Raw genomic sequence first — 11,984 nt, 5'->3', positions numbered from 1 at the left:
ACCATGCTACTACCGCCAGACAGCCACATGTTGAGCGGAGAATGCAGCCATTCCAGCCATTGTTGCAAGTCGATGCACTTGCCGTATCTGCCGCTTTATCAGGTCTGCATTTCCAGCAGATGGTTTTCAATATGCATCACATGCGCATGCGCGAATTCAGTCTTACTCAGCAAGCCATACGCGAAGTGCGGTTGCAGCTGACCACGATATGCCTGAAACTGCTGCAGGGCAGCGATCACCTGATCTATCGCCTGATTCACATTGCCCTCGTCAGCAATAGCCGGGGCGCCGGGAATAGGCTCGGTCAGATTGTGGCGCATCGCACCGGCAACTGAGAATGCGTAAAAAGCCGCGCTGCCCGCCGTGTGCTGAAATACTTCTGATTTCAACTCAGGATAGCCGCTCATCGAATACTGTATGCTCTGCGCCAGATGCACAAACACCTTGTACGGCGACCAGCCGCTTTTGGCGACTAACTGCCGTGACTTCAGGCCGTCTAACAGGGTCAGCATACGCTCAACCGATGTGATTTCTACGGTCGATTTGCGGTACGTCGCCAGACCTGCTGCTGCCAGCGCCGTCACTGCGACGGCCCCCGTCAATAAGGTGCGCTTTTTCATACTAACCACTCCGGTTTGCGTTTTTCCAGGAAAGAACGCACGCCCTCGCGCCCTTCATCAGACGCGCGTATCTGCGCAATGCCTTCCACCGTCGCCGCGATCAGTTCCGGTGTCAGCTCACGGCTGGCGACGTCCTGTACCAAACGCTTGGCCTGACGCACGGCATGCGGGCTATTCGATACCAGCGCCTTGACGATCTCTGCCACTTTGCTGTCGAGCATGTCGGTGCTCACCACTTCATGCACGAAGCCGATACGCTGCGCCTCTGCGGCATTGAAACGCTCTGCCGTGATGAAGTAACGGCGCGCTGCACTCTCACCCATGGCCTTGATCACATACGGCGAAATCGTTGCCGGAATCAGACCGAGCTTCACTTCACTGAGGCAGTAATTTGCACTATCGACACTAACCGCAATATCGCATGCGGCCACCAGCCCCATGCCACCCGCATAGCAATCGCCCTGCACTTTCGCGACCACCGGCTTGCTGCAACGGTAAATCGCCGCCAGCATGGCTGCAAGTTGCCCAGCATCGGCAAGATTTTCGGCATGCGTGTAATCCGCCATCTTCTTCATCCAGTTCAGATCAGCACCGGCACAAAACGCCGGGCCATTCGCTGCCAGCACAATCGCACGCACAGCCGCGTCCGCATCGAGTGCCTGAAACACCTGCGTGATTTCAGCAATCGTCGTTTCATTGAATGCATTGCGCACATCGGGACGATTCAGGGTCACGGTGGCAACCGCGTGTTGAATAGTGAGACTCAGGGTTTGCATACTGCACTTCCTTACGAATAGTTGGCCATCGTTATGAGGATTTTCTCATTGAGTTTTTTGACGATCTGAAAAATCACCGGAGTAACTGCTCCTTAGTGTTCGCTGATATTAGGTTTTTCCAGACAACCTTATCATCCACCGCATAAGCCAAGCATTCCTTTTGCGCACGCTTTTTACAAATCGTCATTGCTTTTTCCAGCGCATCGGGCATTCCTCCTGCATATCCGGCAAATTCACCGGCAGCATCCAAAACAAAGGCACGCGGAAGGTCTAATTCTAGAAATTTCACGTAGCGCTCTCGTATTTCAGCTTTGTTGACAGGTAAGCTGGCAGGCTCATGGATATTTGCAAAACCTGTGTCTTGAAAACTTCCGGGAGTGTGCGGAATGGGAACGCCTTGGCGACGCAAAAATTCGTCAACAACAGGCCGCCAGATAGAAAACCCTCGCGAGAAAAAGAAGTGTCCATTATCGCCAAACGCAGGCATAGCCCGGTATTCGGCAAGCTGACTGACAGGAGATTGTTTTTGAAACTCTGCAAACCATTGCTTAGGATAAACAGGGCCAAAATATTTATCGTTCTCGGTATAAATCCACAGACTGGGCACCTTTGCAGTTTTGCCGTAAAGCCCGAACATCTCTTTCAATAAATCAGGACGGCATGGCTCATTTGGCTGTGTCTCGGGATTGCCGCCACCACCGCCAGCAAAATTAATAGCGGCGATCAGACCTGAGGGATTCTTCGCAGCGAGCGTGATAGCGGTCGTACCACCATAGGATTGCCCAAGAACGATAATGCGCGCCGGATCGACATAACTTTGCTGCTTTGCATAGGCGATCACATCAAGCGTACTGCTTGCCGCAACCTCATACGCAGGTATATATTTTTTACCCGAACAAGTGCCCGAGTATTCAGGATCAGGCTCAGTTCCTGACTCACCATATCCAAGACGTGTCGGTACCCAAACGGCAAAACCACGGTTAACAAAATATTTCGTGGCCTGCAAAAAACGTTCGCGGCCAGGTTTAGAGCGATCTTTATAACTACGTCCATGCAATAAAATTGCGATCGGAAACGGTCCTTCACCATGCGGCCGAAACTGGGTCACGACCATGTCCTTAGTAATCACCTGATTAAATATGTTACTAACGGTGATAGGAAGCTTAATCACCGATTCATTTAAAGCTGTGGATAATTGCTCCTCTGCCCGGGCAATTCCCGAACTTGCAGCCAGCATGAATACGCTAATCAGCGCATAGCGTTTCATATAACTTACATCCTGAACAAACCAAACTTCACATCCGGAATCGGCGCATTCAGCGCGGCGCTCAGCCCCAGACCAAGCACCATGCGGGTATCGGCAGGGTCGATCACACCGTCATCCCATAAACGGGCGGAGGCGTAATACGGATGCCCCTGATGTTCGTATTGCTCTTTGATCGGTTGCTTGAATGCGGCTTCTTCGTCGGCGCTCCAGCTACCGCCTTTACCTTCTATGCCATCGCGTTTCACGGTCGCCAACACGCTGGCGGCCTGTTCGCCGCCCATCACGCTGATACGTGCGTTAGGCCACATCCACATGAAGCGCGGCGAGAAAGCGCGGCCGCACATACCGTAATTACCGGCACCAAAACTACCGCCGATAATGACAGTAAACTTCGGTACATTCGCTGTCGCTACGGCCGTCACCATCTTCGCGCCGTTACGTGCAATGCCTTCGTTTTCATATTTGCGCCCGACCATAAAGCCAGTAATGTTCTGCAAAAACACCAGCGGAATTTTGCGCTGGCAGCACAGTTCGATGAAGTGCGTGCCTTTCAATGCAGACTCAGAAAACAAAATGCCATTGTTTGCAATGATGCCGACCGGCATGCCGTGAATATGTGCAAAGCCGCAGACTAAGGTCGTGCCATAGCGCGCTTTAAATTCGTCGAAATGGCTGCCATCGACGATCCGCGCAATCACTTCGCGCACATCGAAAGGCTTGCGCGTATCGACCGGAATCACGCCATACAATTCACTGGCCGGATACTTCGGTTCTTCGACTGCTTTCAGCACCACGGTCTGTGGCTTCTGACGGTTCAGATTCGAGACAATGGTGCGCGCCAGCGACAACGCATGCGTATCGTTCTGCGCCAGATGATCGACCACGCCGGATAAACGCGTATGCACATCGCCACCGCCGAGGTCTTCGGCGCTGACAACTTCACCCGTTGCGGCTTTTACCAATGGCGGGCCGCCGAGGAAAATCGTGCCCTGATTTTTAACGATGATGGATTCGTCGCTCATCGCTGGTACATACGCACCGCCAGCGGTGCAGGAACCCATCACCACCGCGATTTGCGGAATGCCTTTGGCTGACATCGTCGCCTGATTGTAAAAAATACGGCCGAAGTGATCGCGGTCAGGAAACACATCGTCCTGATTCGGCAGATTCGCACCACCGCTATCGACCAGATAAATGCAGGGCAGATTATTTTGCTCAGCAATCTCCTGTGCGCGCAGATGTTTTTTGACGGTCATCGGATAATAGGTACCGCCTTTAACGGTCGCATCGTTACAAACGATCACGCATTCCTGACCGGCGACACGACCGATACCGGTAATCACGCCTGCCGAAGGTGCCGCATCATTGCCATTTTTTTCCTTGTACATGTCATAGGCCGCAAGCTGGGAAAATTCCAGAAACGGCGTACCCGCATCCAGCAACATTTGCACACGATCACGCGGCAACAATTTACCGCGCGCCAGATGTTTGCTGCGCGCTTCGTCTCCGCCACCCAACGCAATTTTTTCTATTTTGGCTTTCAGATCATCCACCACCGCCTGCATTGCAGCGGCATTGGCTTTGAAATCATCAGAACGTGGGTTCAGTTTGGATTCTAGGATTGTCATTATTTGGATTCCGGTATTGATTTATTTTTGAGGAAAGCTGCCGTCGACATACAACCATTTGCCGTCATATTTTACAAAACGGCTGACTTCGTGCAGGCGGTGCGCCTTACCTGCAATTTTGTAGCGAGCGACAAACTCCACGATGGCCTGATCGCCGTCCTGCTGATGTTTCCTGACTTCCAGCCCCAGCCAGTTAGTCGGATCATCATGTGTGATGCGCTCTGACGGACAAGTGCGCTCATCCCAAGTCGCGCGCAGATAGGCTTCATCATTGCGCGTATAAGCGCTGTAACGCGAACGCATCAGCGCTTCTGCTGTTGGTGCGACTTCTGCACCGCTGATATAAACGCCACAGCATAGTTCATACTTTTTTGCTGAACCGCAGGGACACAGGTTCGCATTTTTTTGCTCTTGACGACTCATACCACTTTCTTGATTTCCTTAGCAACAGTCGGTGCGCCTGCGGCTTTCCAGGCAGTAAAACCACCTTCGATATGAGCAACATTTTCCAAGCCCATATCCATCAACGTCTTGGTGGTCAGGGCACTACGCCAGCCTGCAGCGCAAAATAAAATAAATTCTTTATTCTCACCGAATACAGGGCGGAAGTAAGGTGAGTCCGGATCAACCCAGAATTCGATCATGCCGCGCGGTGCGTGGAATGCTCCCGCAATCACGCCTTCACGCTCAAGCTCACGAATGTCGCGCACATCGATAAATTGCACGTCACCTTTATCCAGCTTCGTCAGTGCTTCTGCGACGCTGTAAGTCCTGATCTGTGCGTATGCTTCGTCCACTAACTGCTGATAGCCCTTTTTCAACATGCTGTTCTCCTCGTGACGCAGAAAAATTCTGCGTTTGCTGACCGGTTATGTTTTGATGAGTCCGATTTTTTATCTGGATGATGCTGATTAAAAACCACCTTGCGCCAGCCAGTGTTCGACTTGCGGCAGGCGATCATTGCCCCAGAAAGATTCGCTATCGACGATGATCCACGGTGCGCCAAAGATGCCTTTTTCTATCGCCTGTTCGCATTGCTCTTTCAGCGCCTGCTTGTAATGAGTATCTTCGCAGGCAGCCGCTGCAGCGGCACCAGCCAGCCCCATCGCGCTTATCTGCGCCGCCAGCCAGTCAGTGTCGTTTAATGCTGCCGGTCCGGAGAAATATGCACGTGTGACCTGACGCACGAATTCACCGACACGCTTCGGCGCAGTGTCCTGCAGCCACAGGCAAACCCTTGCGGTATTCTGGGTTGCGATAGGAAACGGTTCAGGCAAAACAAACGGCACGCCTGCATAACGCGCGGAGCGTAAAAAATCATGCTTGAAATAATCCGCCATTTGCGGTGGCCGCATGGTCAGCGGACTCGATCCGGTCACTTTGAATACAGCCCCCAGCAACATCGGTTTCCAGCTCACTTCGCGACCGTGCCTGGCCGCCAGTTGTTCTATGGATTGCGCAGCGATATATGCATACGGCGAAACAAAATCAAACCAGAATTCGACAGGTGCTTTCATCACGGTGTCCTTTTATAAATGCAGGATGCTGTTGACAAGGTATACGCTCAGGCCAGCGCGCGGCTGATCAGGATTTTTTGTATTTCTGAGGTGCCTTCGTAAATCTGGCACACGCGTACATCGCGATAAATCCGTTCTACCGGAAAATCACTGACGTAGCCGTAGCCACCGTGTATTTGTATCGCATCGGAGCAAACTTTTTCTGCCATTTCAGACGCAAACAATTTCGCCATCGCCGCTTCTTTCAGACAAGGTTTGCCTGCATCTTTCATGCTAGCTGCATGCCAGATCAACTGACGCGCGGCTTCGATCTGGGTTGCCATGTCCGCCAGTTTGAATTGCACTGTCTGATGTTCGTAAATTGATTTGCCAAAGCTGGTGCGGTCTTTGGCATAGGCCAGCGCCGCTTCAAATGCGGCGCGTGCCATGCCGACCGATTGAGAAGCGATGCCGATACGACCACCTTCGAGTCCGGACAAGGCAATTTTGTAGCCCATGCCTTCTTCGCCGATCAGATTTTCAGCAGGGATACGGCAATTCTCAAACAGGATTTGCGCGGTATCGGAAGAATGCTGACCCATTTTATTTTCGAGCCCGGCGACGATGTAACCCGGCGTTTTGGTCGGCACCCAAAATGCGCTGATGCCTTTTTTACCCGCAGCTTTATCCGTCACCGCCATAACAATCGCGACATCTGCATGCTTTCCGCTGGTGATGAATTGTTTGACGCCATTCAGCACATAGTCATTGCCTTCGCGACGGGCGGTGGTTTTCAGATCAGACGCATCGCTGCCTGCATGCGGCTCGGTCAGGCAGAACGCACCGAGCATCTCACCTTGTGCGAGCGGCCGCAGCCATTGCTGTTTCTGCACATCATTCGCATACATCATCGCGATGCTGCAGACCGGGCAGTTATTCACGGACACAACCGTTGAGGTGCCGCCATCACCGGCGGCGATTTCTTCCAGCACCAGCGCCAGCGACAGGTAATCCATCCCGGCGCCACCCAACTCTTCCGGCACCGCAACGCCATACGCGCCCATCTGCGCCAGTTCTTTTAATTCTGCTGCCGGAAAATGGTGTTCCTTGTCCCAGCGCGCCGCATTCGGCACCAGTTTTTCCTGTGCAAATGCGCGTATCGCATCGCGGATCATTTCGTGTTCTGCTGTAAGTAACATACCTGGTCTCGTTCTGATGTTGTTCTGTCTGTTTTTTTGTTTTTTCTGCTTACCAGTTCAGGCTGGCACCGTTGTAATTGAAAAACCGGCCGTTGTCGTCTGACTGCAAACCCGCCAGTGTTTTGCGTATGCCGTGCGCACTGTCTGCCACCGGAAGTTCAGCACCGACGCCGCCCATTTCTGTTTTAACCCAACCCGGATGCAACGCCACGCAAATCGCTTGTCGCGTCTGTAAAGACACATCCTTCAGTACAGAATTCAACGCGGCTTTGCTTGCACGATATAACCAGCCGTGACTACCGTTACGTTCACTGATGGAACCCATCATCGACGAAATGACAGCAAGACGGCCAGCGGCATTTTCGACCAGCGGCAATATGATCGGGAGAATCCGCATCGCGGCTAACACATTGGTATGCATCACTTCGTCAAATTGCGTGTCATGCGGCGTCTGCAGCCCCGTCGTGCGCGGGCCATACACGCCGGCATTCAGAATAGCGACATCGATTTTTTCATCATCGAGTCGCCAGCCAAGACCACCGCAATCATTGATGTTCGTGACATCCAAAGGAACGACCTCACAACCCTGCGTCTGCAAAGTTGTCAAATCAACCACCTTACGCGCCGTGGCAATCACACGCCAGCCAGTCGCTTTATATTGCAAAGCCAGTTCGTGACCGATACCGCGTGACGCGCCGATGATAAGTGCTGTGGGCATCTTGCTTCCTTTTCGTGTTTTCAACCGCATGTCGACGATGTAGCTGCAATCTCATTGTCGACACGCTTACCGCGATTAACGATGCGCGCGGCGCACGCTACGTCCGCAATTCAAGTGCGCAAGTTCATTCAATATCCGGGATGCAGAGCAAGGCGCAAAACGCAGCAATACGTCGGTATTGCGAGGCTTTGCAACGCCGCTATGCGCCCGGATATTGGATGAACGCAGCGCACACTATTTAGAACAACTCGATGGCCATCGCTGTGCCTTCACCACCACCGATACACAGGGATGCCACACCGCGCTTCTTACCTTGTTTTTTCAACGCACCGATCAGCGTGATGATGATGCGTGCACCGGATGCACCGATAGGATGGCCGAGTGCGCAGGCACCACCGTGGACGTTAACTTTGTCGTGGGAGATGCCAAGATCTTTCATCGCGGCCATCGGTACGGCAGCGAAAGCTTCATTGATTTCAAACAGATCGACATCTGCCGTTGTCCAGCCGGTTTTTTTGTACAGCTTTTGTATCGCACCGATCGGCGCGGTCGTGAACCAACCTGGTTCCTGTGCATGCGATGCGTGAGCGACGATTTTTGCGATCGGTGTCAGGCCGAGTTCTTTGGCTTTGGATTCGCGCATCAGCACCAGCGCTGCAGCGCCATCGTTGATGGAGGAAGAAGATGCGGCAGTGATCGTGCCGTCTTTTTTGAAGGCTGGTTTCAGAGCCGGGATTTTGTCGAGCTTGGCTTTCAGAGGGCCTTCGTCTTTATCGATGACGACGTCACCACCGCGACCGGAAACGGTAACCGGTGCGATTTCCCACGCAAACGAGCCGTCTGCTGTCGCTGCTTGCGCGCGCTTGACGGAAGCAATCGCAAATGCGTCCTGATCTTCGCGGCTGAACTGGTATTTGGCAGAGCAATCTTCGGCAAAAGTGCCCATGGAACGGCCTTTGTCGTAAGCGTCTTCCAGACCATCCAGCATCATGTGATCGTAAATCATGCCGTGGCCGATACGATAGCCGCCGCGCGCTTTTGGAATAATGTAGGGCGCGTTGGTCATGGATTCCATACCACCGGTCACCATCACTTCATTGCTGCCTGCGCTGATGGAATCAAATGCCATCATGGTTGCCTTCATCGCTGAGCCGCACATCTTGGACAAGGTCACCGCGCCAGTGGACATCGGCAAACCTGCCGCCAGCGAGGCCTGACGCGCAGGCGCCTGACCCTGACCTGCCATCAGGCAGTTACCAAACAGGACTTCTTCAATCAGCTCGGGCTTGACGCCAGCACGTTCAACCGCGGCCTTGATCGCCACAGCACCGAGCTGAGTTGCCGTCAGGGAAGCGAAATCGCTCTGAAATGCACCCATAGGGGTACGGGCTGCGCCAACGATTACGATAGGATCTGTCATGTTTTTCTCCATTGAATGTGAGGTGATACAAAATTTCTGCTTGTCTGTTTTTCTCTGAAAACATCTGCAAGCGCGATTAAGACTGTTGATACTGATAAGACGATAAAAAAATTATTTTTGCTGTGCTAACTCTTTATTGATAAACCTGACTTCCTGCGGATACGGGAAGACATCATCCACCTTGCCGTCCACGATGCGCAGCTTGCGACCCTGCCAGTAATCGGCGGTCAGCAAGTCAGCGTGGTGTTTCATAAAAAATTCTTTTACTTTCTGATTTCCGAGCAGGAAAGTGCCGAATTGCTCAGGAAATACGTCATTCTTTGCGATCGGATACCAGGGTTCTGCCGACATCTCGTCTTCTTCATTGCGCGGCAACGGTATCTTGCGGAAAGTGCAGTCGGTAATGTATTCAATTTCATCGTAGTCATAAAAAACGACACGACCATGACGTGTCACGCCGAAGTTTTTGTACAGCATGTCACCCGGGAAAATATTCGCCGAGACCAGATCTTTAATCGCATTACCGTATTCCAGCACGCCCTGTTCCATCGCCTGCATATCACCACGCTGCTCAGCTTCTGTCAGCCAGATATTCAGCGGTGTCATGCGGCGTTCTATGTACAGATGTTTGATGACCACTTCTTCATCATTCACTTCCAGCATGGACGGCGCGTATTGGCGGATTTCTTCGAGCAACTCTTCAGAAAACCGTGAACGCGGAAAAGCGACATCGGAATATTCCAGCGTGTCGGCCATGCGCCCAACACGGTCATGATTTTTCACCAGCAGGTATTTTTCTTTAATCAGCGCCCGGGTGGTTTCTTTCGGCGGTGGGAAACTGTCTTTGATCAGCTTGAACACATACGGGAAAGAAGGCAGTGCAAACACCAGCATAACGAGACCGCGAATACCGGGCGCCGCTTCGATGCGATCCGACGAGTATTTCAGATGATGCAGAAAATCGCGATAGAACAGGTTTTTGCCATGTTTTTGCAAACCGATCATCGTATAGATTTCGCTACGCGGTTTCTTCGGCAAAATGCTGCGGATAAATTGCACATACGCCGATGGCACTTCCATATCGACCATGAAATACGCACGGGTGAATGAAAACAACACCGTAATCTGCATCACATCAAACAAGATCGTATCGAGCACCAGCTCATTTTTCCGTTTATGCATCAGCGGAATCACAAACGGATATTCGCGATTACCGTTAATCCCTTTACCAATGATGTAGGCAGATTTATTCCGGTAAAACAAATTCGCCAATACCTGAATCTGGTGATTCGGTTCCAGCTTTTCACGCCCGAAATGTTCACGCAAACGTGCCTCGACGACGGCGACATCGCGATCAAGATCTTCAAAAGGAGTATTGAGTTGAAAATTCGTGACGATGCGTTTGATCGTGTAATTCAGACCATCGGTTGCCGGGTAATACACACGATAAGTCGGCGGCGTATCGTCACGTTCTATGTATTCAGTTGAAGTTGCCGGGCGCACGAAAATGAAATCATTATGAAAATAATTTCTGTTAAGTAATTTCGTGCAGACGGTGTTGAAAAAAGTCTCAGCCAGTTCCGGACGTAAGTGGTCGATCAGCAAACCCATGTAATGCAGTTTGACTTCACGCCAGACCTCATCGGTCAGATCGTTTTCATCGTAGTCATCTTCCAGCACGCGCACACATTCCCGCACACGGGTGTCGTAAAACTGAATACGTTCACGGGCGGCGATTTGCGCCGCTTTCCAGTCGCCCGCCTCAAAAAACTGCTTTGCCTGCTGACTACTGATACGGAATAAATGGTAATGCTTGTCAAAGCCATCCAGTATCGTACGCGCGATATCAAACGCAATCTGGGACGACAATAACTTAGGAAAATGTGTGTTTGGCATGGCGATGGCTCAGGGCAGGTTGAACTGGGTTTTCCAAGCCTCTAGTTTTACCATATCAACAGCGATACCACCGCATACCACTATCAAGGGACGCTTAAATTCTTTTAATACAGGCAGATTCTGGTACGCCACCGCCAGCGTGGCACCGCAAGCGGGTTCTACCAGTGTGCGCATATCATCCGCAAACGCGAGACAGGCGGCAACTGCCTGTGCATCGCTGACGGTGACACTGTGAATCTCATGTTTCTGCGTCCAGTCGAACGCTTGTTGCGCCACCCGACGGGCACCCAATGTGGTGGCGATTGATGTAATCGCAGGCAATGTCACCAGTTCACCCGCTTGTACCGATGCATGTAAAGATGCCGCACCTTCTGTTTCTACAGCAATAACAGGAATATGCGCCAGACCATTGCGGTGTAAGCCCTGCACAATGCCACTTAATAAGCCGCCACCACCGACAGAGCACAGCACAACGTCAAAATCCAGCGTGCCAGCAAGCTCGTCGATCAAAGTCGCATTGCCATTCCAGATATCAGGATGGTCGAATGGCGGGATATACACCGCACCCGGCTGTTCGCAGGCTTGTAAAGCCGCCTGGTTGGTTTCGTCCCACACTTTGCCAGTGACAATCACGGTCGCACCGATCGCGCGAATTTCGGCACGCACACTTTCAGCAGTAGTTTCCGGGACAAAAATCGTGGTCGGCAGACCCAGCGCCACACCCGCAACCGCAGCCGCAAACCCAGCGTTGCCGCCTGAAGGGCAAACAAAATGTTGTGCCCCCAGCGCAGCGGCGCGCTGACACATCAGACCGATGCCGCGTAATTTGAACGAGCCCGAGGGCTGCAAATTATCCATCTTCAGCCAGACTGATTTATGTAGCTGAGCGGAAAGCGGGCGATGCGCAAGCACCGGTGTCGTGATGTGTAATTGGGTCATGACTGAGTATAGTTGCTGTGTACGC

At 52.2% G+C, this 11,984-nt stretch carries 12 protein-coding genes; all 12 read right to left on the bottom strand.

What is annotated here, in order from left to right:
* Nucleotides 1-98: 98 nt before the first annotated feature.
* The 12 genes from H8K29_RS10450 to H8K29_RS10395 all read right to left on the bottom strand — a co-directional run bounded on the left by H8K29_RS10450 (nt 99) and on the right by H8K29_RS10395 (nt 11,959).
* Nucleotides 99-620, bottom strand: coding sequence for a DUF1569 domain-containing protein (locus tag H8K29_RS10450; RefSeq protein ID WP_186897555.1), 522 nt, complete (start codon nt 618-620; stop codon nt 99-101).
* Nucleotides 617-1,396: an enoyl-CoA hydratase/isomerase family protein gene (locus H8K29_RS10445; RefSeq protein ID WP_186897554.1), complete on the bottom strand. Its 780-nt coding sequence runs from the start codon at nt 1,394-1,396 to the stop codon at nt 617-619. The genes H8K29_RS10450 and H8K29_RS10445 overlap by 4 nt, the downstream gene beginning before the upstream one ends.
* Before the next feature lie 73 nt (nt 1,397-1,469).
* Nucleotides 1,470-2,663, bottom strand: coding sequence for a dienelactone hydrolase family protein (locus H8K29_RS10440; RefSeq protein ID WP_255423341.1), 1,194 nt, complete (start codon nt 2,661-2,663; stop codon nt 1,470-1,472).
* Between the two features lie 5 nt (nt 2,664-2,668).
* Nucleotides 2,669-4,291 (bottom strand): carboxyl transferase domain-containing protein, encoded by a 1,623-nt coding sequence (locus tag H8K29_RS10435; RefSeq protein WP_186897553.1) that lies wholly within the window; start codon nt 4,289-4,291, stop codon nt 2,669-2,671.
* 21 nt (nt 4,292-4,312) lie between these two features.
* On the bottom strand, nt 4,313-4,714 hold the full coding sequence (locus H8K29_RS10430; protein ID WP_186897552.1) for a YchJ family protein: 402 nt from the start codon (nt 4,712-4,714) through the stop codon (nt 4,313-4,315).
* A complete protein-coding gene (locus H8K29_RS10425) occupies nt 4,711-5,115 on the bottom strand; it encodes a rhodanese-like domain-containing protein (protein WP_186863423.1) in 405 nt (134 codons plus the stop codon). Before H8K29_RS10425 ends, H8K29_RS10430 begins: the two co-directional genes overlap by 4 nt.
* Nucleotides 5,116-5,202: 87 nt before the next feature.
* Nucleotides 5,203-5,808, bottom strand: a complete 606-nt coding sequence (locus H8K29_RS10420; RefSeq protein ID WP_186897551.1) for a 2-hydroxychromene-2-carboxylate isomerase — start codon at nt 5,806-5,808, stop codon at nt 5,203-5,205.
* Between the two features lie 47 nt (nt 5,809-5,855).
* Nucleotides 5,856-6,986 (bottom strand): acyl-CoA dehydrogenase family protein, encoded by a 1,131-nt coding sequence (locus tag H8K29_RS10415; RefSeq protein WP_186897550.1) that lies wholly within the window; start codon nt 6,984-6,986, stop codon nt 5,856-5,858.
* 49 nt (nt 6,987-7,035) lie between these two features.
* Nucleotides 7,036-7,704: an SDR family oxidoreductase gene (locus tag H8K29_RS10410; RefSeq protein WP_186897549.1), complete on the bottom strand. Its 669-nt coding sequence runs from the start codon at nt 7,702-7,704 to the stop codon at nt 7,036-7,038.
* A gap of 238 nt (nt 7,705-7,942) precedes the next feature.
* On the bottom strand, nt 7,943-9,124 hold the full coding sequence (locus H8K29_RS10405; RefSeq protein WP_186897548.1) for an acetyl-CoA C-acetyltransferase: 1,182 nt from the start codon (nt 9,122-9,124) through the stop codon (nt 7,943-7,945).
* Nucleotides 9,125-9,235: 111 nt separating this feature from the next.
* Complete coding sequence (gene aceK / locus H8K29_RS10400; protein ID WP_186884237.1) at nt 9,236-11,020, bottom strand: bifunctional isocitrate dehydrogenase kinase/phosphatase; 1,785 nt, start codon at nt 11,018-11,020, stop codon at nt 9,236-9,238.
* Nucleotides 11,021-11,029: 9 nt separating this feature from the next.
* Nucleotides 11,030-11,959: a pyridoxal-phosphate dependent enzyme gene (locus H8K29_RS10395; protein WP_186897547.1), complete on the bottom strand. Its 930-nt coding sequence runs from the start codon at nt 11,957-11,959 to the stop codon at nt 11,030-11,032.
* Nucleotides 11,960-11,984 lie beyond the last annotated feature (25 nt).

It is taken from the genome of Undibacterium sp. CY21W (assembly GCF_014284265.1).
Lineage (GTDB): Bacteria > Pseudomonadota > Gammaproteobacteria > Burkholderiales > Burkholderiaceae_D > Undibacterium > Undibacterium aquatile.
The sequence above is the reverse complement of the archived record's forward strand: the minus strand, read 5'-3'. Positions and strand labels throughout refer to the sequence as shown.